Below are 25,611 nucleotides of genomic sequence, written 5' to 3' on the forward strand. Positions count from 1 at the left end.
TGACGCGCATCAGCTGCGGAGGACGGTCATGACATCCGTCCTCGTCTGCGACGACTCCCCGCTTGCCCGAGAGGCGCTCCGCCGCGCGGTCGCGACCGTGCCCGGTGTCGAGCGTGTGACGACGGCGGCCAACGGCGAGGAAGTCCTCCGCCGCTGGGGAGCCGACCGTTCGGATTTGATTCTGATGGACGTACGTATGCCCGGACTGGGCGGCGTGGAGACGGTCCGGCGGCTGCTGTCCGCCGACCCCGGTGCGCGCATCATCATGCTCACCGTCGCCGAGGACCTGGACGGTGTGGCGCTCGCCGTCGCCGCCGGTGCCCGCGGCTATCTCCACAAGGACGCCTCGCGGGCGGAGCTGCGCGCCACCGTGACCCAGGCGCTCGCCGACCCGACCTGGCGGCTCGCGCCGCGCAGACTGCGTTCGGCGGAGATGGGCGCCGCGCCCACGCTCACCGCGCGTGAGATCCAGGTGCTCGAGGGAATGAGCCACGGACGCTCGAACGCGGAGATCGGCCGTGAGCTGTTCCTCTCCGAGGACACGGTCAAGACCCACGCCCGGCGGCTCTTCAAGAAGCTCGGCGCCTCGGACCGGGCGCACGCGGTCGCGCTCGGATTCCGGTGGGGCCTGGTCCGCTGAGGGGTGTCCCGTGGTCCCCTGTGGATCAGCGCGCGGCGTCGGACGCGGTGCGTCGCAACGCGGAGGGCCGTCCTCGTACGAGGTGTGTCCGGGCGGTCCGGCGACGCGGCGAGTCGCCGTAGCCGTCGTCGGGCGACCGCCGAAGACCATGGGACAGCCCTTGGGCGAACAGCCTCGCGGGTATGACGAGGGTGGTCCCTGCCCGCCGGCCGGCGGGTGGGGCCGGGCCCCCGGAGAGTGCCTCCTCGATGTCCGGACTCCGTTTCCCGGCGGATGCCGCATCCTTGAGGTGTGGAGTTCCTTGGGGACAAGTCGGTCGAGCGGAAGGGGAGGGCGCAGGAGATGAGTTCCGGCGCACCTGCTCATAACGCTTCGGTGCACAACTATGGACGCGGTGCCACGGACAGAACGACGTCAAGGCACCATGGACCGATGCGTGAAGACGAGACGACGGGGATCGGTGCGCTCGTCCTTCGCGCGGTCGACGGCGACGAACAGGCCACGCACGACCTGCTCGCCCACGTACACCCGCTCGCGCTGCGGTACTGCCGCGCCCGGCTGTCCCGGCTCCCGGGGGACGCGCGGCACTTCGTGGAGGACCTGGCACAGGAGGTCTGTGTCGCGGTGCTCCTCGCGCTGCCGCGCTACAAGGACACCGGGCGCCCCTTCGAGGCGTTTGTCTTCGCTATCGCCGCGCACAAGGTCGCCGACCTCCAGCGTGCCGCGATGCGTCATCCGGGGTCCACGGCCGTCCCTTCCGACGAGATGCCGGAGCGGCCCGACGACTCCCTCGGCCCCGAGGAGCGCGCGCTCCTCAGCAGTGACGCCGAGTGGGCCAAGAAGCTCATGGCCAACCTCCCCGAGAACCAGCGCGAGCTGCTCCTTCTGCGGATCGCGGTGGGCCTCACGGCGGAGGAGACGGGCCAGATGCTGGGCATGTCGCCGGGTGCGGTCCGGGTCGCCCAGCACCGCGCGCTGAGCAGGCTGCGGGCACTGGCGGAGCAGTAGGAATTTGGATCCGGTGGACGCCCGGATCCGGTGGACATCCGGATTCCGTGGACATCTGGATCCCGCGGACGTTCGGACCCGTTGGGCATCTGGATCCCGCGGACATTCGGATCTGGTGAACGTTCGGACCCGGTGGACGTCCGGACCCGGTGGACGTTCGGATCCCGTGGACCTTCGGATCCGGTCGCGGCGACGCGGCCGGATGGCACGACGGATGGCACCTCCGGGTGACCGGCCGTTCGTCCGTGTGCACGGCCGGTGGCGGGTCCGGCCCGCGCCGGTCCCGTCGCACTGGTCGCGTCCCGCGCGGCGTGACACGTTCCGGTGATGTCGGGCCGGTGATGCCGGTCACTGCGGTCGGGGGCGTCCCGCGTGCGGGAACCGTTTCCCTCCGCAAATTGCAGGCAAAAGGTGACGGGCCCCGGCGGTGTCGATGCGGTCCGGCCGGGACGGCACGGCGCCGCTCCGGGCGGGAACAGACGGGGCCGGAGGGCGCTCGCCCACCCGCGCAGGGCGGCCCGGGCGGACTGCGATGCCCTTCTCGGGGCGGGGTCTGAACGGGAAAGGCCGTCATCCCGTACGAACATACGAAGCCGAAGCCCACCCGCAACCGTGGAATGAGAGAGCCATGCTTCCCGTTAGCATGGACATCCGCACCGATCAAGGCCATTTGGGGAAGGTGTCATGACTGCCAACGTCGACGGAGTGCCCGCCAAATTCGCGACACTCGGGCTGACCTACGACGACGTGCTGCTGCTGCCGGGCTCGTCGGACATGGCGCCCGACCAGATCGACACCGCCTCGCACATCTCGAAGAACGTCCGGGTCAACATCCCGCTGCTCTCCGCCGCCATGGACAAGGTCACCGAGTCGCGCATGGCGATCGCGATGGCCCGTCAGGGCGGCGTCGGTGTTCTGCACCGCAACCTGTCCATCGAGGACCAGGCCAACCAGGTCGACCTGGTGAAGCGCTCCGAGTCCGGCATGGTCACCGACCCGATCACCGTGCACCCGGACGCCACGCTCGTCGAGGCCGACGCGATCTGCGCCAAGTTCCGCATCTCCGGTGTGCCGGTCACCGACGGCGGCGGCAAGCTGCTCGGCATCGTCACCAACCGCGACATGGCCTTCGAGACCGACCGCTCGCAGCAGGTGCGCGACGTCATGACGCCGATGCCGCTGGTCACCGGCAAGGTCGGCATCTCCGGTCACGACGCGATGCAGCTCCTGCGCCGCCACAAGATCGAGAAGCTTCCGCTGGTCGACGACGCGGGCGTCCTCAAGGGCCTCATCACGGTCAAGGACTTCGTCAAGGCCGAGAAGTACCCGAACGCCGCCAAGGACGGCGAGGGCCGCCTGCTGGTCGGCGCGGCCGTCGGTGTCGCGGGCGACGCCTTCGAGCGGGCCCAGGCGCTGATCGAGGCCGGCGTCGACTTCATCGTCGTCGACACCGCGCACGGCCACTCCCGGCTGGTCGGCGACATGGTCGCCAAGATCAAGTCGAACTCCTCGGGTGTGGACGTCATCGGCGGCAACATCGCCACCCGCGAGGGCGCGCAGGCGCTGATCGACGCCGGCGTCGACGGCATCAAGGTCGGTGTCGGCCCCGGTTCCATCTGCACCACGCGTGTCGTCGCCGGCATCGGCGTGCCCCAGGTCACGGCCATCTACGAGGCCTCGCTCGCCGCCAAGGCGGCCGGCGTCCCGGTCATCGGCGACGGCGGCCTCCAGTACTCGGGCGACATCGCCAAGGCCCTGGTCGCGGGCGCCGACACGGTGATGCTCGGTTCGCTGCTCGCGGGCTGCGAGGAGTCCCCGGGCGAGCTGCTCTTCATCAACGGCAAGCAGTTCAAGTCGTACCGCGGCATGGGCTCCCTGGGTGCCATGCAGTCCCGTGGCGAGCAGCGCTCCTTCTCCAAGGACCGCTACTTCCAGGAGGGCGTCGCCTCCGACGAGAAGCTCGTCCCCGAGGGCATCGAGGGCCAGGTGCCCTACCGCGGCCCGCTCTCCGCGGTCGTCCACCAACTGGTCGGCGGTCTGCGGCAGTCGATGTTCTACGTCGGCGGCCGTACGGTTCCCGAGCTCCAGGAGCGCGGCCGGTTCGTGCGCATCACCTCGGCGGGCCTCAAGGAGAGCCACCCGCACGACATCCAGATGACGGTCGAGGCGCCGAACTACAGCCGCCTCAAGTAGTCATCCGTACACCTGATCGGTCTTCCCCGCGCGCGTGAAGACCCGCCACGAGGGCGGCCCCGGAGGTTCCGGGGCCGCCCTTGTCGTGGGCGTCGGGGATACTGGGAGGCGCAGAAGCGAAGAGGGAAAGGCCACAACGTGACTGAGATCGAGATCGGGCGCGGCAAGCGCGGCCGCCGGGCGTACGCCTTCGACGACATCGCCGTCGTCCCGAGCCGCCGTACGCGGGACCCGAAGGAGGTCTCGATCGCCTGGCAGATCGACGCCTACCGCTTCGAGCTGCCCTTCCTGGCCGCCCCCATGGACTCGGTCGTCTCCCCGGCCACCGCGATCCGTATCGGTGAGCTGGGCGGCCTGGGCGTCCTGAACCTGGAAGGCCTCTGGACGCGGTACGACGACCCGCAGCCGCTGCTCGACGAGATCGCCGGACTGGACTCGGAGAGCGCGACGCGCCGGCTCCAGGAGATCTACGCGGCTCCCATCAAGGAGGAGCTGATCGGGCAGCGCATCAAGGAGGTGCGTGACTCCGGTGTCGTCACCGCCGCCGCGCTCTCCCCACAGCGCACGGCGCAGTTCTCCAAGGCCGTCGTCGACGCGGGCGTGGACATCTTCGTCATCCGCGGTACGACGGTGTCGGCCGAGCACGTCTCGGGTGCCGCCGAACCGCTGAACCTGAAGCAGTTCATCTACGAGCTCGACGTCCCGGTGATCGTCGGCGGCTGCGCCACCTACACCGCGGCGCTGCACCTGATGCGTACGGGCGCGGCCGGTGTCCTCGTCGGCTTCGGCGGCGGCGCCGCGCACACCACCCGCAACGTCCTGGGCATCCAGGTCCCGATGGCCACCGCCGTCGCGGACGTCGCTGCGGCCCGCCGCGACTACATGGACGAGTCCGGCGGCCGGTACGTGCACGTCATCGCCGACGGCGGTGTCGGCTGGTCCGGCGACCTCCCCAAGGCCATCGCCTGCGGCGCCGACTCCGTGATGATGGGCTCCCCGCTCGCGCGCGCCACCGACGCGCCGGGCCGCGGCCACCACTGGGGCATGGAGGCGGTGAACGAGGAGCTGCCGCGCGGCAAGAAGGTCGACCTCGGCACCGTCGGCACCATCGAGGAGATCCTCACCGGCCCGTCGCACATCCCGGACGGCTCGATGAACATCTTCGGCGCCCTGCGCCGCGCGATGGCCACCACCGGCTACAGCGAGCTGAAGGAGTTCCAGCGCGTCGAGGTGACGGTGGCGGACGCCCAGCACAAGCGGTAGTTCGTACGAAGCCTGCACGTAGGAAGGGCCCCCACCGAATCGGTGGGGGCCCTTCCTACGTGTCCGGGCCTGTCGGCCCGGAAGTCGGTGTCTCAGTCCCCGGTCTTGCGGGCGCTCTGGAAGGCCACGTAGGCCGCGACCGCGAAGAAGACGAAGGTCAGCGGGTCGGCGTTGTCCTTCCACGCCTGCTGGACCACGCTGAAGTGGTCGAAGAAGATCGTGCTGAAGCTGAGACCGGTCTCGTCGGCGCCGATCATGGCCTCGCCGATGAGCTGGCCGAGGTAGATCGCGGCCACGGAGACGATCACGCTGACGACCGGGAGGGTCTGGCTGCGCCCGCCGACGCGGCCGGCGGCGATGCCGACGAGGAAGCCGACACCGACGGCGGCGTAGCCGATCTCGTGCTTGGTGAGGCCGATGACCAGGCCGTACAGGATCGCGGAGACCACGCCGGCGCCGATGGAGGCGACGAGGCCGAGCGGGAAGTTGTTGCGCACCGGGGCGGCCGGGGCGACGGGCGCCACCGGGAAGCCCGGCTGGGGCGCGCCCTGAGGAGCATCCTGCGGCGCGGCGGCCTTCTCCAGGACGGGCGGCTGGTCGGCGGGTGCGGCGGGCGCGTCCGCGTACGGGTTGGCGTCGACCGGTGGACCGGACGGCGGCGTCGACTGAGTCATGTGGTTCCCCCCAGGGATGCGGGCGCACGAGGTGTGCGCTTGGGATGCCGCGCACACCTGTCGGCGCCCGGGGCAGGGGCGCACGTGTGTGCGAGAGCTGCCGCAGATTAGCAGGGGGGAGTGACAATCCGTGAGGCGATTTCCCCGGCTCAGAGCCGGTGTGCCGCCCCGGTCGGGGTCGCCCCCCTTGTGTCCAGGAGGAGTTGGGCCTTCACGGACAGTCCTTGCAGGTCGTAGGTGCGGTGCTGCTGGAGCAGGATCGTCAGGTCGGCGTCGGCCGCGGCCTCGTAGAGGGAGTCCGCGCGCGGGACGGGCCGCCCGAGGACGCTCCAGGCCGGTACGTGCGGGTCGTGGTAGCTGACGGAGGCGCCGAGTTCCATGAGGCGTACGGCGATCTCGTGGGCGGGGGAGCCCTGTTGGTCGGCGATGTCGGCCTTGTAGGTGATGCCCAGGAGGAGCACCCGCGCGGCCCGGGCGGACTTGCCGTGCTCGTTGAGCAGCGCGGCGGCGCGCTGGATGACGTACTGGGGCATGTGGTTGTTGACCTGCCGGGCCAGTTCGACCATCCGCAGCGGGCGTCCGGAGGGGCCGCCGAGGTCCTGGGCGATCCCGTGGCCGCCGACTCCCGGGCCGGGCCGGAACGCCTGGAACCCGAACGGCTTGGTCTCCGCGCAGCGGATGACGTCCCACAGGTCGACGCCCAGGTCGTGGCAGAGCACGGCCATCTCGTTGACGAGGGCGATGTTGACGTGCCGGAAATTGGTCTCCAGGACCTGCACGGTCTCCGCCTCGCGGGGCCCGCGCGCGCGGACGACCTTGTCGGTGAGCCGTCCGTAGAAGGCGGCGGCCGACTCGGTGCACGCGGGGGTGAGGCCGCCGATGACCTTCGGTGTCCCGGCGGGCGTGAAGTCCCGGTTGCCGGGGTCGACCCGGCTGGGCGAGTAGGCGAGGTGGAAATCGCGTCCCGCTCGCAGTCCCGAGCCGGTTTCGAGGAGCGGGCGCAGGAACGCCTCGGTGGTGCCGGGGTGCACCGGCGATTCCAGGATGACCGTGGTGTGCGGGCGCAGCCGTGCGGCCAGGGTGCGGGCCGCCGCCTCGACCTGGCCGAGATCCAGGGCGCCGTCCGCGCCCCGCGGGGTCGGCGCGCAGATGACGGCGGTGCGGACGCGGCCCAGCTCGGCCGGGTTGGTGGCCGGGCGGAAGCCGCCCGCGAGCATCCGGCGCAGTTCCGCGGCGGTGAGGGAGCCGCCTTCCGGGCCGGTTCTGTAGCCGAGGGTGGGGATGCCGGCGGCGACGGCGGCCTGGGCCAGGGGCAGGCCGAGGTGACCGAGTCCGATGACGGCGAGGTCTGCGGGCATGGAGTGGGCCGTCCTTCCCAGTAACCGATGCGGGACAGGTGCGCAAGCCCTGTGGACAGGATGGGCGAGAGCAATGTCAGACTAGGAGTAAATATGACCGATTTGCGGGATTGATCGATCAAGATTCCTTGCGCGTCGCCCAGAGTTGTCCACAGGCTGAGGACGGACGGTGGCCGATGAGGGGAGAGACGGTCAGACTTTGGGCAGGGGGGATGTGAGCCGGGCGTCGCCGGACGGGTGCGGCCAGCGCGACCTACAGCGGGAGGCAGCGGTGAGGACAGCGACACTGGGGCCGGCGGAGCGTGCCGAGTCACTGGCGGGAATGGCCGAGGGCGAGCTGGACGTGCTGGTCGTGGGCGCGGGCGTGGTCGGCGCGGGCACCGCGCTGGACTCCGCGACGCGCGGCCTGTCCACCGGACTGGTCGAGGCGCGTGACTGGGCGTCGGGCACGTCGAGCAGATCCAGCAAACTGATCCACGGCGGCCTGCGCTATCTGGAGATGCTCGACTTCGCGCTCGTCCGCGAGGCGCTGAAGGAACGCGGCCTGCTGCTCGAACGGCTGGCGCCGCACCTGGTCAAGCCCGTCCCGTTCCTCTACCCGCTCCAGCACAAGGGCTGGGAGCGGCTGTACGCGGGCTCGGGCGTCGCGCTGTACGACGCGATGTCGATGGCCCGCGGGCACGGCCGCGGCCTGCCCGGCCACCGCCACCTCAGCCGCCGGCACGCCCTGCGCGTCGCGCCGGCCCTCAAGAAGGACGCGCTGATCGGCGCCCTGCAGTACTACGACGCCCAGATGGACGACGCCCGCTATGTGGCGACCCTGGTGCGCACGGCGGCTTCGTACGGGGCGAAGGTCGCCAACCGCGCGCGGGTCACCGGTTTCCTGCGCGAGGGCGAGCGGGTGGTCGGGGCCCGGGTGCGCGACGTCGAGGGCGGCGGCGAGTACGAGGTCCGCGCCCGGCAGATCGTCAACGCCACGGGCGTGTGGACCGACGACACCCAGGCCATGGTCGGGGAGCGGGGCCAGTTCCACGTCCGCGCCTCCAAGGGCATCCACCTGGTCGTGCCGAAGGACCGCATCCACTCCACGACGGGCCTGATCCTGCGCACCGAGAAGTCCGTGCTGTTCGTGATCCCGTGGGGCCGCCACTGGATCATCGGCACCACCGACACCGACTGGGACCTCGACAAGGCCCACCCGGCCGCCTCCAGCGCGGACATCGACTATCTGCTGGAGCATGTGAACTCGGTGCTCTCCGTGCCGCTCACCCGCGACGACGTCGAAGGGGTGTACGCGGGGCTGCGGCCGCTGCTGGCCGGCGAGTCGGACGCCACCAGCAAGCTGTCGCGCGAGCACACCGTGGCCCACCCGGTGCCCGGACTCGTGGTCGTGGCAGGCGGCAAGTACACGACCTACCGGGTCATGGCCAAGGACGCGGTGGACGAGGCGGTGCACGGCCTGGACCAGCGGGTCGCCGAATGCGTCACGGAGGACATCCCGCTGCTCGGTGCCGAGGGGTACCGCGCGCTGTGGAACGCGCGGGCGCGGATCGCGGCGCGCACCGGCATCCACGTGGTGCGTGTGGAGCACCTGCTGAACCGGTACGGGTCGCTCGCCGAGGAACTCCTCGCCCTCATCGCGGCGGACCCCTCCCTCGGCGAGCCGCTGCCCGCCGCCGAGGACTACCTCCGGGCCGAGATCGTCTACGCCGCCTCGCACGAGGGCGCCCGCCACCTGGACGACGTCCTGACCCGGCGCACGCGCATCTCCATCGAGACCTTCGACCGGGGCACCCGCAGCGCCCTGGAGGCCGCCGAGCTGATGGCGCCGGTCCTCGGCTGGGACAAGGAGCAGATCGAGCGCGAGGTGGAGCACTACGAGAAGCGGGTCGAGGCCGAGCGGGAGTCCCAGCGCCAGCCGGACGACCTGACGGCGGACGCGGCCCGGCTGGGGGCGCCGGACATCGTGCAGTTCTGACCGGCCCTCCCTTGGATGTCACTCGAATGGGTGTGGTGAGCCGGGATCTCTGTTCGCGGCCCGGCCGTTCTACGAGGTGCGGGGACAGAACTCGGCTGCGAGCAGGGCCGGTTCGAGTGCCGGGTCCGTGACCCCGTCCGTGTTCACCCGGAAGGTGAGGACGCGGCGGCCGTCGACGGTGGCCGCGCTGCGCACGTAGCTGCCGGAGATCCGGCCGTTGTGTCCCCACACCGTGGTCCCGCACGGCAGCTTCACCGGGAACAGGCCCATGCCGTACGAGCCATGTGCGGCGCGGGTGTCGAGCATCTCGCGCAGCCAGTGCGAGGGCAGCAGCGTGCCGTCGAGCAGGGCCGCGTAGAAGCGGTTCATATCGGCCAGCGTGCTCACGAGCTCACCCGCCGCGCCGGCCACGCGCGGGTCGAGTTCGGTGACGTCGGAGCCGTCGGCGGCGTAGGCGCGGCCGTGCGGCGCGGGAAGCGACACACGGTCGCCGGGAAACGAAGTGCCGGTCAGGTGAAGGGGGTTGATGATGCGCCGCTCGGCCTCGGTGGCGTACGGGTGTCCGGTGACCTGCTCGACGATCATGCCGAGCACCACATAGTTCGTGTTCGAGTAGGCGAAGCGGCCGGGGTCGGCCGGGGGATGGGTGAGTGCGATGCGCAAGGCCTGAGGAGCGGTCACGGGGACGGCACCCCGGGTCGTCGCGGTGAAGTCGTAGAGGCCGCTGGTGTGCCGGAGCAGGGCGCGCAGGGTGATGCGGCGGCCGTCGTTGCCCGCGCCGCGCACCAGGCCGGGCAGATGCTCCTCGACGGAGTCGGACAGGGACAGCCGTTGCTCGGCGGCGAGTTGCAGGACGACCGTCGCGATGAACGACTTGGTGATGCTTCCGGCACGGAAATGGTCGGAGCGGGCAATTCCGTTTCCGTCGCTCGCGAAACGTGAACCGGTCACGTCGTCGGCGAGCAGAGCGGCGGCGGGGGCGCCGCCACGGGTCACCAGGCGGGCCAGCGCGGCGTCCGAGGCCCGGGTGACGGCCGTTCGCGCGGCGGCCGGAGTCTGCCCCGGCAGGTCGGCCCCGACCGCGACGAGCAGCGCCAGGGACAGGGGTATGGCCACAAGTGTCCGAGGTGTCCGGGGCGCTGGCATCGCGGGGTCCTTCCTTGTCGCGGCCATCATGAGGCATGTCGCTGTGTCCGCGGCCGGCGCGGGGGCCGGTCCGGGAAACGGGCGCGGCGGACCCGTAAGGCTGTGGTTGCGGGGCACTCGTGCGGTGCGGGGCGCCGTCGCGGGCGAGCCGCCGACGGGGTCCGGGCGTCTCAGTGGCCGAGCTGTTGCGGTTCCAGGGGCCCCCAGGGCGCTGGGCACTTGTCGGGTGGGGGACAATGGAGGCTCTGTCAGGGCGGGTTGCATGAGGGGACGCATGTCGGAGGCGGAGCGGGCGGGAGCATCCCGTCAGGACAAGAGCGAACGTCTCCTCGCCGGGCGGTACCGGCTGGGGGATGTTCTCGGCCGCGGCGGCATGGGCACCGTGTGGCGCGCCGAGGACGAGACCCTGGGCCGAACGGTCGCCGTGAAGGAGCTGCGGTTCCCCTCGGCCATCGACGAGGACGAGAAGCGCCGGCTGATCACGCGCACGCTGCGGGAGGCCAAGGCCATCGCGCGGATCCGCAACAGCGGCGCGGTGACGGTCTTCGACGTGGTCGACGAGGACAACCGGCCCTGGATCGTCATGGAACTCATCGAGGGCAAGTCCCTCGCCGAGGCCATCCGTGAGGACGGGCTGCTCACGCCGAGGCGCGCGGCCGAGGTGGGGCTCGCGATCCTCGACGTGCTCCAGGCGGCGCACCGCGAGGGCATCCTGCACCGCGACGTGAAGCCGTCGAACGTGCTGATCTCCGGCGACGACGGCCGGGTCGTGCTCACCGACTTCGGCATCGCCCAGGTGGAGGGCGACCCGTCCATCACCTCGACCGGCATGCTCGTCGGCGCGCCCTCGTACATCTCGCCGGAGCGGGCGCGCGGCCACAAGCCCGGACCCGCGGCCGACCTGTGGTCGCTGGGCGGTCTGCTGTACGCGTCGGTCGAGGGCGTGCCGCCGTACGACAAGGGCTCCGCGATCGCGACGCTCACCGCGGTCATGACCGAGCCGGTCGAACAGCCCAAGAACGCGGGCCCGCTGGAGAAGGTGATCTACGGCCTGCTCGCCAAGGATCCCGAGCAGCGGCTCGACGACGCGGGCGCCCGGGCCATGCTCAACGAGGTGCTGCGCGCGCCCGACCCCGAGCGGAACGTGCCGGAGCCGCCGGACGCGACGAAGGTCGTGGCCATGCCGCCGCTGCCGGACGAACCGGGTCGGCGGGGCGGTTCGGCCGGTGCCAAGAAGGGCGAGGAGCCCTCGGAGCGGCTGCGCGGTGCCCTGCGTTCGGTGCGCAAGGCCGCGACCGCGGCCGGTGCCGCCACGGCGGCGGCCACCTCGGCGGCGACGGCCCGTGCCAAGGCGGCCGGCAGCCCGGACACCGCGCAGGCGGCCGGGGCCGCCAAGACGGCCTCCCCGCAGGCGGGTTCGGGGTCCGGAGCGGAGGCCGGCCAGACCGGCGGCACCTCCGTGGCGGCCACCGCCGTGAACGCGTCCGTGCCGGGAGGGACGGGCGGTTCCGACGGCAAGGCGGGGAACTCCGCCTCCACCACCGCGGGCGGCAGGCGCGGCGGTTCGGGATCCGGGTGGCCGGTGGCGCCCGAGCGCCCGGCCCGTCCGGCGCCCAAGGCCTCACTCACCGATGTCGTGCCGCTGCGGACACTGGTGATCCTCGCGGTCGTCGTGGCGCTGGTCGTGGTCGGCACCGTGCTGGCCATCACGCTCGGCGGAGGCGACGACAACGGCGCCAAGGGCGGTGGCGGCGCCAAGCCGACCGCCTCCAGCGGAGCGGCCGCCGGCAGCGGGAAGAACGGCGACGACAGCAAGAGCAAGGGCGGCGACAAGAGCAAGGACGACGCCGCCCACACCGACAGCGGCGACAAGTCCGGCTCCGGCTCGGACGACGCCTCCTCGGACACGGGGACGGGCACGAGCACCGGCGACGCGGACGGCTCGAACGGCTCGGGCGGCGACGGCAAGGAATCGGGTTCGGGTTCCACCGCCGTGACGACGTACAAGAGCGGGCAGGGCTTCTCGATCGGGCTGCCGAAGGGATGGAAGTACGAGTCCCAGGACGCCGCGGGAGCCCGGTTCACCGGTCCCGACGGGCAGAAGCTCCTCGTCGGCTGGACGTCGACGCCCAAGGACGACCCGGTCGCGGACTGGGAGAACCAGGAGCGCTACATGGTGCGCTCCCAGTACAAGAAGATCCACATAGAGAGCGTGAGCTACCGCAGCTGGAACACGGCCGACTGGGAGTTCACCTACGTGGACGGCGGCACGAAGTTCCACTCGATCGACCGGGGTTTCGTGGTGAACGCGCATCAGGGCTACGCGCTCATGTACACGGCCAAGGACGCCGCGTGGGACAGCGCGCTGCGCAAGAGCACGTGGGCCACGCTGACCGCGACCTTCCAGCCGAAGTCGTGACGTACCGCTCGCAACGGTGACGTTCCGCTACGAGCGATGCCCGAGATCTCGCATCACCGCTCTGCGGGTTGCCTCGGGCACGTATCGTGAGTGGTTGCGGACCGAACGAAGCCACAACGGGACGCACGGCGAACGGAATTGACCAACCGGTCGGCTGGGGGAGCATCGTGGACGACTACGCGGGACGGGTACTCGCCGACCGCTACCGCCTGCCCCTGCCGCCGTCCGACGAGTACGAACTCGCCGAGAGCCGGGCCTTCGACACCTACAGCGGGCAGGAAGTCCTGGTACGGCAGGTGCCGTTGCCGGAGGTCGTCGAGGCCGAGGTGCTCGACGCGGACGGGCTGCCCGACGGGTTCGTGGCCCGGGACGGCGGCGTGCGGCGGGCGTCGGCCCGCTCCACCCGGCGGCCCACCGAACCGGCGGTCCTGCGCGCGATCGACGCGGCGCAGGCGGCCGCCCGGATCCCCGACCACCCCCGGCTCGACCAGGTCTTCGACGTGTTCGCCGAGGGCGGCTCGCTGTGGATCGTCAGCGAGCTGGTGCCCGCGAGGCCGCTGGCCGCGCTGCTCGCCGAGAAGCCGCTCAGCCCCTACCGCGCCGCGGAGGTCGCCGCCGACGTCCTCACCGCGCTGCGGGTCCTGCACGCGCACGGCTGGGTGCACCGGAACATCACCGTGCGTACGGTGCTCGTCTGCGACGACGGCCGCGTCCTGCTCACCGGGCTGGCGGCCGGGGCCGCCGAAGAGGCGCTGTGCGGGTACGACCCGGTGCCCGCGCCGGAGGACGACCTCACGGCCGGTCACGGAGCCTTCCCGCACGCCGGGCAGCCCGGTGACGCCGGTCCGGCCGGGCCGGGAGCTCCCCAGGGCGGCCCGGGCGGCGGGCAGGGCGCCGCGGGCGGGCGGGGGCCCGTCGCCGGTGCCGGATTCGGCGGCGCCCCGCGCGGTGTCGCCGTCGCGGCCACGAGCGGCGCCGACGCCGAAGCGGCCCGGCGGGCCGCGATCGAGGCCCGCGCCGAGCAGGGAACGCCGGTTCCGGGCAGCCCGGTCCCCGGTGCGCCCGTGGCCGGCCGGGGACCGCGTGCCCTCGAAGCCGGTGGTCCGGCGGGACCGGGCCGTCCGGCGGGAGGCGCCGGTCCGGACGGCGGACCGGAGACCGGCGGGCAGGCCGAGGGCGGCGAGGACGACATCCGTGCCGCGCGCGCCGGGGCCATCGCCGCGTACCGCGCCGGAGCGCGTGCCGCCGCCCGCGTACAGGGAGAGCGCCGGGGCGACCCGCTCGCCCTTCCGTCCCCGCGTCCTTCAGCCCCCGGCGACCGGACCGGCCAGAACGGCCGCTACGACGCCTCCCCGCAGGCCCAGGCCCCCACGCCGCACCTTCCCGGCCAGGACGGCCGCTACGGCGCTTCACCGCAGGCCCCGGGGTCCCCGGCCCCCACCTCGTCGTCGCGCGTTCCCGGCCAGGACGGCCGGTACGGCACCTCTCCGCACCCGTCCGGGTCCCAGGCCGGCACCCCGCCGCAGCTTCCCGGCCAGGCCGGTGGTCCGTCGGCGCACGGGGTGCCGCCGGGGCAGATAGCCGACCCGTACGGCGTCGGCGGCACCGGGAGGTACGGAGTCCAGGCACGCCCCGGCGCGGGACCGGCCGGGGGTGACACGGCGTACCGCCGTTCCGCGCTCGCGCCCGGACAGGCCCCCTACGGCACGGGACCGGGCGGCCGTCCCGGCGTCCCGGCCCCCGGAGGGCCCCTCGGCGGCGGGCGGACCCCGGACGACGGCCGGTCCACCGGCGGTTTCCCGGCGTCCGGCGGCGGCCAAGTGCCCGTACCGCCCGGCGGCTTCACCGGCACGGGGCACGCCCGTGTGCCCGGCGTCTCCCCGGCCCCCGACCACACGCGGGCGCCCGGTGCTCCGCAGGGACTCGCTCCCGCCCCGCACCCCTCCGGCAGGCCCGGCGGGGGCTGGGGCGACCTGGTCGCCGGGGCCCCGCCGCGCCGGGGGCCCGCCACCGCGCTCGCGGCCGAGCGGGCCCGGCAGGCGCGGATGGCCGTCGTCGGGCCGGTCACCGAACGCTGGGCGCCCGAGCAGGCCGGACCGGTGCACGAGAACTGGCAGTTGGCGGCTCCGATCGGACCGGCGACCGACCTGTGGGCGCTCGGCGCACTGCTCTTCCGCGCCGTGCAGGGACACGCCCCCTACCCGGAGGAGAACACCGCCGAACTGGTCCAGTTGGTGTGCGCGGAACCGCCCGCCTTCGCCGAGGAGTGCGGACCGCTGCGGCCCGTCGTCGAGTCGCTGCTGCGCCAGGACCCCACCGAACGGCTCGACTTCGAGGAATTGCGCGGCTGGCTGCGGTCGCTGGTGCGCTCCGCGCCGGAGCCCGAGGCCGGGGCGCACGTCGTGTCCGTACCGCCGGCCGACCCGAGCCGGCTGCCGATCGTACGGCGCCGGGGCGAACTCGTCCGCAGGCGCCGTGCCGGGCTGCCCGCGACCAGCGCGCACGCCCGCCACAAGCGGGCCAGGCAGGAGAACGCCGCAGGTCCGCGCCGGCTGGGCCGGAACCTCCTCCTGCTGATCCTGCTCCTGCTGGCCGCCGCGGTCACGTACGCCGTCGTCTTCATGCCCAAGGCGGACCGGAGCGGCACCGACGACGGGCGGACCGGCGCCGCCGGACAGGCGGGCCCCGCCACACAGCCCGGCGGCGATCCGACCGCGAGCAACGCCCCCGGCTCCGACCAGACCTCGCCCGACCCCGACAAGAGCCCCTCGGGGAAGTCCAGTTCGACCTCCTCGCACACCACCGCCGATCCCGGTGTCGCCGACGGGTTCACCCTGCGCAAGGATCCCGAGGGATTCCGGATCGCCGTGGCGAGCGGCTGGACGCGTTCGCCGAAGAACGGCAGGGGCCAGATCGTCTACTCCCAGGGGGACTTCGAGCTCATCGTCGTCCCCGGGCGGGACGGCACCGCCACGTACGGCAGCGACCCCATGACGTATCAGCGGGAGAGCGAGAAGGAGTTGCAGCCCTTCCGGGACTCGACCTGGGCCACCTCCAGCGGGATGCGGCGGATCGACGTGGGCGGCAAGGCGATGGCCGAGGGCCAGTTCACCTGGCAGGACTCCGCGGGGCACTCGCTCTACGTCCGCAACCTCGCCATCCTGATCGCGGGGCACTACCACGTGGTGCAGGTCCGCGGCCCGGACGCCGAACGCGACGAGGTCTCGCGGCTGTACGAGCAGGCGTCGTCGACGTACCAAGTCGGCCACTGAGCAACCCTTTTGCCCGCCGCACGCCCTGTTTGGCCAGGCGGGGGCCGGTGAACACCGAACGGTTCCCTTCCGTACAGGGATGGGACAACCGTCACAGTGAGGTCTCCGTACGACCCCGCTTGTTCCCAGGGTGGGCACCGCTCCTTAGTCTGACCCTGTCAAGACCATTGCGGGGAAACGTGAATCAGATGCAGGGCCTGCTCCTCGCGGGCCGCTACCGGCTTGTCGAATCCATCGGCAGCGGTGGCATGGGCCGTGTTTGGCGCGCCCACGACGAGGTGCTGCACCGCGCCGTCGCGGTCAAGGAGCTGACCGCCGCGCTCTACGTCTCCGACAGTGAGCAGAGCGTCCTGCTGGCCCGCACCCGTGCCGAGGCCCGCGCCGCCGCGCGCATCAACCACTCCGCCGTCGTCACCGTGCACGACGTCCTCGATCACGACGGCCGCCCCTGGATCGTGATGGAGCTGGTCGAGGGCGAGTCGCTGGCCGACGCGGTGAAGGAGCGCGGCCGCATCGAGCCGCGCGAGGCCGCGCGCATCGGCCTGTGGGTCCTGCGGGCCCTGCGCGCCGCGCACGCGGCGGGCGTCCTGCACCGCGACATCAAGCCCGGCAACGTCCTGCTCGGCCGCGACAACCGGGTGCTGCTCACCGACTTCGGCATCGCCCAGATCGAGGGCGACACCACCATCACCCGCACCGGAGAGGTCGTCGGCTCCGTCGACTACCTCGCCCCAGAGCGGGTGCGCGGCCACGACCCGGGCCCGGCGTCCGACCTGTGGGCGCTCGGCGCCACGCTGTACACGGCGGTCGAGGGCCGGTCGCCGTTCCGCCGCACCTCGCCCATCGGCACCATGCAGGCCGTCGTCGAGGAGGAACCCGCCGAACCGGTCAACGCGGGAGTGCTGGGGCCCGTCCTCGCCGCGCTGCTGCGCAAGGATCCGGCCGAGCGGCCCGGCTCCGAGCAGGTCGAGCAGATGCTCGCCGAGGCGGCGGAGGGACGACTGCCGGAAGGGGCGCCGTCGCACGCGCCGACGGGGCGGCCCGCGTACGACACCACGGAGACGCGGACCGGCACCGGTACCCGCGCGCACACGGCCGCCACCACGCCGTACCGGCCGGTGACGATCGGGCAGGTGCCCGCGCCGCCGAAGCGGCACCGCCTGCGCACGTTCGCCCTGGTCATGGCCCTGGCAGGGGTCGTCGGCGGGGGCGTCGCGGTCACGTTGCAGCACTTCGGCACGGGCGGCGGCCCCGGCGGTTCCGCCTCCGCGTCGTCGACCGGAAGCGCCGACGACAAGCCGAGCGACAAGCCGAGTTCCAAGCCGAGCGACAAGGGCGGTCAGAGGTCGCTCCCCGCGGGCTGGAAGCGGCACGATGACCCGGTGGGCTTCAGCATCTCCCTGCCCAAGGGGTGGACGCGCTCCGTCTCCATCGACAAGGACGGCCTCCAGCAGGTCGACTTCACGCCCGACCAGGGCAAGCACCTCGTACGGGTCGCCGTCGACACCGATCCGGACTTCAGCTCCTCGTACGAGCACATGAGCGACCTGGACGAGAACCTCTCGAGTCGGCTGCGGAACTACAGCCAACTGCTCCTCAAGGAGGAGCTCTTCCGGGACCGGCCGGGCGCCCGCTGGGAGTACACGTGGGACGCCCTGGCCAAGGACCCGCCGCACTATTTCCCGGGGCCCTACCACGCGATCGACGTCGGGTACATGAACAGTGACGGCACCGAGTACGCCGTCTACGAGTCCTCGCCCGCCGGCGAGTGGACCGCCACCGAGAAGCAGTTCGGCGTGATCCTGCGGAGCTTCCAGGAGGGCTGATCCGCGCCCGGGGCCCGGGCGCGTGCCGTCGGCTGTCCCGGGGCGGCGGCATACTTGGCCGGTCGGTGCCACGGAGGGGGTCCGTCCGGTGGGGCATGATGAGACCCATGGGGACCGAGGGGGAGAACGCCCGTGTGATCGCGGGGCGTTATCGGCTGGAGACCAGAATCGGCCGGGGCGGCATGGGCGTCGTCTGGCGGGCCACCGACCAACTGCTCGGCCGGCGGGTCGCCGTGAAGGAACTGGCCCTCGACGACTCGCTCTCGGCGGAGGAGTCCCGGCTCCAGCGCGACCGCACCCTGCGCGAGGCGCGGGCCGTCGCCCAGCTCCACCACCCGCACATCATCGTCGTCCACGACGTCGTCGAGGACGACGAACGCCCGTACATCGTCATGGAGCTGATCGACGGCGGCTCGCTCGCCGAACGGATCTCCGCGAACGGGCCGGTCGACGCCCGCGAGGCCGCCCGCATCGGCATCGACCTGCTCGGCGCGCTGCGCCGCGCGCACGACGCGGGCGTCCTGCACCGCGACCTCAAGCCCGCCAACGTCCTCGTCGAGGCGGGCACCGACCGCGTCGTCCTCACCGACTTCGGGATCGCCCAGGTCGCGGGCGCGACGACGCTCACCGAGACCGGCGCGTTCGTCGGCTCGCCCGAATACACCGCGCCCGAACGCATGGCCGGGGCGCGCACCGGCCCCGAGTCCGACCTGTGGTCGCTCGGCGTGCTGCTGTGCGCCGTGCTGAGCGGCGCCTCACCCTTTCGACGCGACTCGCTCGGCGGCATCCTGCACGCCGTCGTCGTCGACGAGATCCGTCCCCCCGCCCAGGCCGCTCCGCTGCTGCCCGTCGTACGAGGACTGCTGGAGCGCGATCCGGAGCGGCGGCTGGACGCGGCGGAGGCGGAGCGGATGCTGCGCGCCTACCGGGACACGGGCCGTACGCCGCGGCTGCTGGTCCCGTACACGCCGACGCGGCGGGACGTGCCCCACGTGTCGCTGCGCAGACCCGCGCCCGATCCGTCGCCGTCCTCCGGCGGCACCGCGTCCGACCCGCCGCCCCGGCAGTCCACGCGCAGCCTCCTCGTCGCAGCCGCGCTGGTCGCCGCGATGGCCGGAGCGGGCGTGTCGGCGGCCGCGCTGCTGGTGGGCGGGGGCGGGGACGGGAAACCGGCCTCGTCGAGCACGCCGGGCACGCCCAGCGCACCGGGCACCTCCTCCGGCGCGACCTCGGCGTCCGGCACGTCGTCGGCCCCGCCCACCGGCGCCGGCCCCACCGTCACGGTGACCGGCCACCGGACTCCGTCCGCCTCCGCCCGCACCGCGCCCTCGGGCTACCGTGTCGCCTCGGATCCGAACGGCTTCTCGCTCGCCGTGCCCGAGGGGTTCACCCGCGACCCGCAGGGCGAGCGGATCTTCTACATGTCGTCGGGGGACACCTTCCGCATCGGCATCAAGGTGGCCGATCCCGCGACGGGCGGTCCGCTCGGCGTGATGCGCAGGGCGGACGCCGACGGCCCCTCGAGCAACCCCGGTTACCGCGACGGCAGGGTCACGCGGACCGTGCACGACGGAAACACCGCCGCCCTCTGGGAGTTCACCTGGAACGGCTTCACCACGGCGGAGGGCCCGCGGCACACCTACGACCTGTGCTGGGAGGAGGGCGGCCGGATGTACGACGTCTGGGTCTCCGCGCCGGTGGGCCGGGTGACGGAGGCGAAGGAGTACTTCGACGTGGCCGTGGACACGTTCGCGGCCTCGTGACGCGCCCTGTGACGCGCCGTGTGACGCGCAACCCCCGTGACGCGTGGCCCGGTCACCCGTACCGCCGTGACGCGTAACCCCGTAAAGGGGAGATAAGGGATTGGGTGCGTCACGGGTCTGTGACCGGTGGGCGAAGGGTCTGGAAGGCCGGGCGTCCGCCGCGATACAGATGAGGGCATGAGCGACGACGGGGGAGTCCCTCACCGGGGCGACGAGCCAACGAGTTTCGGTCTGCAACCACCTGGACGGGCGGTACGGGGCGGGCAGCCGCGCGCCGTGATCCCGGACCCGCACCAGGGTGCCCCGGCACCGCACCCGCACCAAGGTGCCCCGGCACCGGACGTGCCGCACGCGGCCCCGGCACCGGACGTGCCACAGGCGGCCGGGGTTCCGGACCCCAGGCGCGCCGCGCCGGACCCGAGGCCGGGCGTCACGGTGCCGGAGCGGCGGGCGGAGGGCCCGGTCGCCGTGCCGTACCCGGGCAATCCGTATGCCACGCCCGCCCGGACCGTCGCGGGCCCGCCGGAGAACACCGCGCCGGGCCCCTCGGACGAACCGGGAGCCGGCCGGCTCGTCGCCGGGCGCTATCGCCTGCTCGCCAAGCTGGGGCACGGCGGCATGGGCACGGTGTGGCGGGCCAGGGACGAGACCGTGGAGCGCGAGGTAGCCGTCAAGGAACCGCGCGTCCCGGACCACCTTCCCGAGCGCGAACGGGCCACCGCGTACGAGCGGATGCGGCGCGAGGCCCGCGCGGCGGCCCGGCTCGACCATCCCGCCGTGGTGAACGTCCACGACGTCGCCGTCGTGGACGGGCGGCCCTGGATCGTCATGGAGCTGGTGCGGGGCCGTTCGCTCGGCGACGCGCTCAGGGAGGGCACCCTCGGCAGCCGAGAGACCGCGCGCATCGGCCTGGAGGTCCTCGGCGCCCTGGAGGCGGCGCACGCGGCGGGCGTCCTGCACCGTGACGTCAAGCCCGACAACGTGCTCCTCGGCCCGCACGACCGTGTCGTGCTCACCGACTTCGGCATCGCCAGCATCGAGGGCGAGACCAACCTGACGGACACCGGCGGCTTCGTCGGCTCACCCGAGTACATCGCCCCGGAGCGGGTCCTCGGCGTGCGCCCGGGTCCCGCCTCCGACCTCTGGTCGCTCGGCGTGGTGCTCTACGCGGCCACCGAGGGCGTCTCGCCGTTCCGGCGCAGCAACACGCCCGCCACCCTCCAGTCGGTCCTCAACGCGACACCGGCCGCGCCCGCCTCCGCGGGCGGCCCGCTCACGGAGGCCATCAACGGCCTGCTCGCCAAGGAACCGTCCCACCGTCCCGCGGCGGCCGAGGTCCGGCGCCTCCTGGAGGAGGCCGCACGGCCGCCCGTCCTCGCCCCGACGCAGGTCACCCGGACGGAGGGCGTCGCCGGTGGCGACGGCACCCCGGCGTCCGGAGGCGGGGGCGTCCGTATCGGCCGCAGGACCCTGATCGGCCTCGCGGCGGCGGTCGCCACGGCGGTCGCGGCGGCCGCGGTGACGGCGTACGTGGTGATCGCGGACCCGTTCGCCGGTCCGCTGCCGGACGGCTGGAAGACGCGGCACGTGGCCGACGTCGCCGCGACACTGGCGGTGCCCGCGGACTACCAGGAGGGGACCCCGGACCGGAAGACGGACAAGACCCACTGGGTCACGTACACCGACTGGAGCGGGAGCATCTGGATCGGGCTGAGACTCGACCTGAAGTCCGAGGACACCAGCAAGGTGATCAAGGACTCCGCCCGGGCCGAGATGTACGCGGACGACGGTACGTTCAAGGCGAGCGGTGCCTACGAGCTGAACATGCCGGCGGGGCCGCGGACGAAGCCGGACGCGAGGGCGACGTACCGGGGCCGGGAGTCCGCCGAGAACACGGTGACCTACAAGACCGACGACAGCCAGAACCCCCGCCCGCGCGAGGTGCGGCTCTTCTACTACAAGTCGAAGGCCGGGGACATGTACAAGCTCACGATCAGCTATCCGGGCGGCGGCGACTTCACCGCGCGAGGCCGCGAGGTCGCCGAGGCGGCGATCGCGAACCTGGACGTCGACAAACCGTGAAAACCGATCGACGGGTGATCGTCGGACCGACAACGCCCTGATCAGCGCATTTGCTGCCAGTGATCACTGGCAGTGTGTGAGCGCTCCGTGAAAGGCCATTACCGACGGGTACCCAAAGGGAGCGCGTGGGCATACCCTGCGGCTCATGACGGACTCGCAGGCCGCGGAGCAGGCCACGGAAAGCACCGGCGCCGATGAGGCGGCCGGTACCGACGCAGCGGTCGGCGTGGCCGCCGCGACCGACGCGGACCTGACGTCCGCCACCACGAGCGAGGCGGACCTGACGTCCGCGACCGCCGCGGCCGACGCGGTGCGCGCGGACGGGACGGCGGTCGCCGCTGCCGCGGACGAGGCCGACGCCACGGAGGTCACCGCCGCGGACGAGGCCGAGGCCGCCGGGGACCAGGCCGGAGCCGGCGAGGACGCGACGGCGGCCCCCGCCACTCTCGGCACCAACCCCCTCGCCCCCGCCCCGGCCGGCGCCCGCACCGCCGCCGACGTGGTCACCCCCGAGCTCGTCGCGCAGCTCGCCAAGGGAGTGACCGGGTCCGGGCGGACCGCCAACCACACGCCGTTCACCGGCGAGAAGCTCGCCGACCTGCCCGAGTCCACCCCCGCGGACGTCGAGAAGGCCTTCGAGCGGGCCCGTGCCGCGCAGGGCGCCTGGGCGGCCACTCCGGTCCGCCGCCGCGCCGCCGTCCTGCTCCGCTTCCACGACCTCGTGCTCGCCCGGCAGGCCGAGGTCCTGGACCTCATCCAGTTGGAGACCGGCAAGGCCCGGCTGCACGCCCACGAGGAGGTCCAGGCCGTCCTGGTCGCCGCACGGCACTACGGACTCAAGGCGCCCTCCTATCTGCGGCCCAAGCGCCACGCGGGCGCGATGCCGACCCTCACCAAGGTCACCGAACTGCGTCACCCGCGCGGTGTCGTCGGGCAGATCGCGCCCTGGAACTACCCGCTGGAGCTGTCGGTCGGCGACGCGCTGCCGGCGTTCGTCGCGGGCAACGCGGTCGTCATGAAGCCCGACACCGAGACCTGCCTGACCGCCCTGTGGGCGCGCGACCTGCTCGTCGAGGCCGGGCTGCCCGCCGAGATCTTCCAGGTCGTCATCGGCGACGGACCGGTCGTCGGACCCGAGGTCGTCCGGCACGCCGACTACGTCTCCTTCACCGGGTCCACCCGTACCGGCCGTGAGGTCGCCCAGGGCGCGGCCGCCCGTCTCGTCGGCGTCTCCCTCGAACTCGGCGGCAAGAACGCCATGGTGGTCCTGGAGGACGCCGACCTCGACAAGGCCGCCGCCGGCGCCGTCCGGGCCTGCTTCTCCTCCGCCGGACAGCTCTGCATCTCCATCGAGCGGCTGTACGTCCACGAGTCCATAGCCGACGCGTTCACGGAGCGGTTCGCCGCCCGGACCCGCGCCATGCGGCTCGGCACATCCCTCGCGTACGGGGCGGACATGGGCTCGCTGGTCGGCGAACGCCAGCTCGAGACGGTGACGCGGCACGTCGAGGAAGCCGTGGCCAAGGGGGCCAGGGTCGTCGCCGGCGGTGTCGCCCGGCCCGACGTGGGCCCGTACTTCTACGAGCCCACCATCCTCGACGGAGTCGAGGCCCCGATGGCCGTCTGCGCCGAGGAGACCTTCGGCCCCGTCGTCTCCCTCTACCGCTTCACGACCGAGGACGAGGTCGTCGAGCGCGCCAACTCCACCGCGTACGGCCTCAACTCCTCCGTCTGGACGAAGGACGGCCGGCGCGGCCGCGCGCTCGCGGCCCGGCTGCGGACCGGCACGGTGAACGTCAACGAGGGCTACGCGCCCGCGTACGGCAGCGTCCAGTCGCCGATGGGCGGCATGAAGGACTCCGGCCTCGGCCGCCGCCACGGCTCCGAGGGCATCCTCAAGTACACCGAGGCGCAGACCGTCGCGCAGCAGCGGCTGCTGCCGATGGCCCCGTCCCTCGGCATGGACGACGAGAAGTACGCGGCGTTCATGAGCCGGAGCCTGAAGGTCATGAAGGCGCTCCGGCTGCGGTAGCCCCGTTCTCGAAAGGATCCCCCAAGGTCCTCAGCGGTTCTGAAACGGTTCCGAACGTCTCGACGGTCTCGATGAGGAGAGCGGCACGTGTCACAGGAGAGCTCTGTCCAGGAACAGCCGGACGAGGAGACGTACGACTACGACGTCGTCGTCGTGGGTTCCGGGTTCGGCGGCTCCGTCACCGCACTGCGGCTGACGGAGAAGGGGTACCGCGTCGGTGTCCTCGAAGCCGGCCGGCGCTTCACCCGCGACACGCTCCCCAAGAACTCCTGGGACGTCAAGAACTACCTCTGGGCCCCGCGGCTGGGCATGTACGGCATCCAGCGCATCCATCTGCTGGGCAACGTGATGGTGCTCGCCGGCGCGGGTGTGGGCGGCGGTTCGCTCAACTACGCCAACACCCTCTACGTGCCGCCGAAGCCGTTCTTCGAGGACCCTCAGTGGAAGGACATCACCGACTGGGAGGAGGAGCTGAAGCCGTACTACGACCAGGCCCGGCGCATGCTGGGCGTGCGGCTCAACCCGACCACGACCCCGTCGGACGTCCACCTCAAGGCCGCCGCGGAGCGCATGGGGGTCGGCGACACCTTCCACATGGCGCCGGTCGGTGTCTTCTTCGGCGACGGGCAGGACGCGGACGGCTCGGCCGGGGCGAAGCCCGGTGAGGAGGTCGCCGACCCGTACTTCGGCGGTGTCGGGCCCGCGCGCAAGGCCTGCACCGAGTGCGGCGAGTGCATGACCGGCTGCCGCCACGGCGCCAAGAACACCCTCAACGAGAACTACCTCCACCTCGCCGAGAAGGCGGGCGCCGTCGTCCATCCCATGACGACCGTCGTGTCCGTCACCGACGACTCGCGCGGCGGCTACGCCGTCCAGACCCTCCCGACCGACAACCGGCGCAAGGGCCAAGGGCGGACCTTCACCGCGCGCCGGGTCGTCCTCGCGGCCGGCACCTACGGCACCCAGACGCTGCTCCACCGCATGAAGGCCGGCGGTCAGCTCCCTCACCTGTCGAAGCGGCTCGGCGAGCTGACCCGCACCAACTCCGAGGCCCTGGTGGGCGCGCAGACCGACGACCGCCGCTACCGCAAGGCGCACGGGACGAAGGCCGACTTCACCCGGGGCGTGGCCATCACGTCCTCGATCCACCCGGACGCGGACACCCACATCGAACCCGTCCGCTACGGCAAGGGCTCCAACGCGATGGGCGGCATGTCCATCCTCCAGGTCCCCTACGCCGAGGGCTCGTCGAGGGTGGCGGGCTGGTTCGTCAACGCGGTCCGGCACCCGCTGCTGGTGATGCGCTCGCTCTCCAACCGCCGCTGGTCCGAACGGACCATCATCGGCCTGGTGATGCAGTCCCTCGACAACTCCCTGACGACGTATCTCAAGCCGAAGGGCGCGGGCAAGGGCCTGCTGACGGCACGCCAGGGGCACGGTGCCCCCAACCCCAAGCAGATCAAGGCCGCTTCGCGGGCCGCTTCCGTGCTCGCCGAGGAGATCAACGGTTTCCCGGGCAGCAATGTCGGCGAGCTGATGGGCACCCCGCTCACCGCGCACTTCCTCGGCGGCTGCCCGATCGGCGCCGGCGCGGAGGAGGGCGTCATCGACCCCTACCACCGGCTCCACGGGCACCCGGGGATCTCCGTCGTCGACGGTGCCGCCGTCTCCGCGAACCTCGGCGTCAACCCGTCGCTCACCATCACCGCGCAGGCCGAGCGGGCCATGTCGTTCTGGCCCAACAAGGGCGAGGCCGATCCGCGTCCGGCGCCGGGAGCTGCGTACGAGCGTCTCAAGGCGGTGGAGCCGAACCGTCCCGTCGTCCCCGCGGACGCCTTCGGAGCGCTGCGGCTGCCCTTCCTGGGCATGCCGACGATGCCGCCGAAGCCGTAAGCCCAACGAAAAGAAGGACCTGCGCCCCCCTCCGAGCGCAGGTCCTTCTCTTCGTACGTGACCG

15 protein-coding genes are annotated in these 25,611 nt (G+C 72.6%); 12 read left to right on the top strand and 3 right to left on the bottom strand.

The genetic code is table 11. The features are described from left to right. Positions 1-28: 28 nt before the first annotated feature. From ACFRIC_RS32120 to ACFRIC_RS32135, 4 genes are all read left to right on the top strand, one after another. Positions 29-640, top strand: coding sequence for a response regulator transcription factor (locus ACFRIC_RS32120; protein WP_003948568.1), 612 nt, complete (start codon positions 29-31; stop codon positions 638-640). Between the two features lie 432 nt (positions 641-1,072). After that, positions 1,073-1,648 carry a sigma-70 family RNA polymerase sigma factor gene (locus ACFRIC_RS32125; RefSeq protein WP_037626847.1) on the top strand — a complete coding sequence of 192 codons (576 nt, stop codon included), beginning with the start codon at positions 1,073-1,075 and terminating at the stop codon, positions 1,646-1,648. Between the two features lie 684 nt (positions 1,649-2,332). Next, on the top strand, positions 2,333-3,841 hold the full coding sequence (gene guaB / locus ACFRIC_RS32130; RefSeq protein WP_382793079.1) for an IMP dehydrogenase: 1,509 nt from the start codon (positions 2,333-2,335) through the stop codon (positions 3,839-3,841). A 138-nt stretch (positions 3,842-3,979) separates the two neighbouring features. Next, on the top strand, positions 3,980-5,104 hold the full coding sequence (locus tag ACFRIC_RS32135; RefSeq protein WP_339130981.1) for a GuaB3 family IMP dehydrogenase-related protein: 1,125 nt from the start codon (positions 3,980-3,982) through the stop codon (positions 5,102-5,104). A 92-nt stretch (positions 5,105-5,196) separates the two neighbouring features. Here ACFRIC_RS32135 and ACFRIC_RS32140 read toward each other — a convergent pair whose 3' ends face one another. Both ACFRIC_RS32140 and ACFRIC_RS32145 read right to left on the bottom strand, forming a co-directional pair. Then, on the bottom strand, positions 5,197-5,778 hold the full coding sequence (locus ACFRIC_RS32140; RefSeq protein ID WP_382793083.1) for a hypothetical protein: 582 nt from the start codon (positions 5,776-5,778) through the stop codon (positions 5,197-5,199). Between the two features lie 149 nt (positions 5,779-5,927). After that, the gene (locus ACFRIC_RS32145) at positions 5,928-7,136 is read right to left on the bottom strand and encodes a nucleotide sugar dehydrogenase (RefSeq protein WP_382793086.1); all 1,209 of its coding nucleotides are present in this window, start codon (positions 7,134-7,136) and stop codon (positions 5,928-5,930) included. 271 nt (positions 7,137-7,407) lie between these two features. On the opposite strand from ACFRIC_RS32145, the gene ACFRIC_RS32150 reads away from it, so the two are divergent. After that, positions 7,408-9,114, top strand: coding sequence for a glycerol-3-phosphate dehydrogenase/oxidase (locus ACFRIC_RS32150; protein WP_382793088.1), 1,707 nt, complete (start codon positions 7,408-7,410; stop codon positions 9,112-9,114). Positions 9,115-9,183: 69 nt separating this feature from the next. Here ACFRIC_RS32150 and ACFRIC_RS32155 read toward each other — a convergent pair whose 3' ends face one another. Then, positions 9,184-10,260, bottom strand: a complete 1,077-nt coding sequence (locus tag ACFRIC_RS32155; RefSeq protein ID WP_382793090.1) for a serine hydrolase domain-containing protein — start codon at positions 10,258-10,260, stop codon at positions 9,184-9,186. Positions 10,261-10,534: 274 nt separating this feature from the next. Between ACFRIC_RS32155 and ACFRIC_RS32160 the strand changes: the two genes are divergently transcribed. From ACFRIC_RS32160 to ACFRIC_RS32190, 7 genes are all read left to right on the top strand, one after another. Further along, on the top strand, positions 10,535-12,679 hold the full coding sequence (locus tag ACFRIC_RS32160) for a serine/threonine-protein kinase (RefSeq protein ID WP_382793505.1): 2,145 nt from the start codon (positions 10,535-10,537) through the stop codon (positions 12,677-12,679). Positions 12,680-12,846: 167 nt separating this feature from the next. After that, positions 12,847-15,951 carry a protein kinase gene (locus ACFRIC_RS32165; protein ID WP_382793092.1) on the top strand — a complete coding sequence of 1,035 codons (3,105 nt, stop codon included), beginning with the start codon at positions 12,847-12,849 and terminating at the stop codon, positions 15,949-15,951. Positions 15,952-16,139: 188 nt separating this feature from the next. After that, positions 16,140-17,777, top strand: a complete 1,638-nt coding sequence (locus ACFRIC_RS32170) for a serine/threonine-protein kinase (protein ID WP_382793507.1) — start codon at positions 16,140-16,142, stop codon at positions 17,775-17,777. A 107-nt stretch (positions 17,778-17,884) separates the two neighbouring features. Then, entirely contained in the window at positions 17,885-19,540 is a 1,656-nt protein-coding gene (locus ACFRIC_RS32175) for a protein kinase (protein WP_382793095.1), read from the top strand. Between the two features lie 177 nt (positions 19,541-19,717). Beyond that, a complete protein-coding gene (locus ACFRIC_RS32180; protein ID WP_382793097.1) occupies positions 19,718-21,622 on the top strand; it encodes a protein kinase in 1,905 nt (634 codons plus the stop codon). 145 nt (positions 21,623-21,767) lie between these two features. Next, positions 21,768-23,654, top strand: coding sequence for a succinic semialdehyde dehydrogenase (locus ACFRIC_RS32185; protein ID WP_382793100.1), 1,887 nt, complete (start codon positions 21,768-21,770; stop codon positions 23,652-23,654). An 87-nt stretch (positions 23,655-23,741) separates the two neighbouring features. Further along, the gene (locus tag ACFRIC_RS32190; RefSeq protein WP_382793103.1) at positions 23,742-25,547 is read left to right on the top strand and encodes a GMC family oxidoreductase N-terminal domain-containing protein; all 1,806 of its coding nucleotides are present in this window, start codon (positions 23,742-23,744) and stop codon (positions 25,545-25,547) included. Positions 25,548-25,611: the final 64 nt, after the last annotated feature.

The sequence above is a fragment of the Streptomyces sp. NPDC056738 genome, assembly GCF_042790435.1.
Classification (GTDB): domain Bacteria; phylum Actinomycetota; class Actinomycetes; order Streptomycetales; family Streptomycetaceae; genus Streptomyces.

Bases quoted from the DNA above. Each gene is read 5' to 3' on its own strand.
- ACFRIC_RS32120 (WP_003948568.1), top strand. From the start codon at position 29: ATGACATCCGTCCTCGTCTGCGACGACTCCCCGCTTGCCCGAGAGGCG.
- ACFRIC_RS32125 (WP_037626847.1), top strand. From the start codon at position 1,073: ATGCGTGAAGACGAGACGACGGGGATCGGTGCGCTCGTCCTTCGCGCG.
- guaB (WP_382793079.1), top strand. From the start codon at position 2,333: ATGACTGCCAACGTCGACGGAGTGCCCGCCAAATTCGCGACACTCGGG.
- ACFRIC_RS32140 (WP_382793083.1), bottom strand. From the start codon at position 5,778: ATGACTCAGTCGACGCCGCCGTCCGGTCCACCGGTCGACGCCAACCCG.
- ACFRIC_RS32145 (WP_382793086.1), bottom strand. From the start codon at position 7,136: ATGCCCGCAGACCTCGCCGTCATCGGACTCGGTCACCTCGGCCTGCCC.
- ACFRIC_RS32155 (WP_382793090.1), bottom strand. From the start codon at position 10,260: ATGCCAGCGCCCCGGACACCTCGGACACTTGTGGCCATACCCCTGTCC.
- ACFRIC_RS32160 (WP_382793505.1), top strand. From the start codon at position 10,535: ATGTCGGAGGCGGAGCGGGCGGGAGCATCCCGTCAGGACAAGAGCGAA.
- ACFRIC_RS32170 (WP_382793507.1), top strand. From the start codon at position 16,140: ATGCAGGGCCTGCTCCTCGCGGGCCGCTACCGGCTTGTCGAATCCATC.
- ACFRIC_RS32175 (WP_382793095.1), top strand. From the start codon at position 17,885: ATGGGGACCGAGGGGGAGAACGCCCGTGTGATCGCGGGGCGTTATCGG.
- ACFRIC_RS32180 (WP_382793097.1), top strand. From the start codon at position 19,718: ATGAGCGACGACGGGGGAGTCCCTCACCGGGGCGACGAGCCAACGAGT.
- ACFRIC_RS32185 (WP_382793100.1), top strand. From the start codon at position 21,768: ATGACGGACTCGCAGGCCGCGGAGCAGGCCACGGAAAGCACCGGCGCC.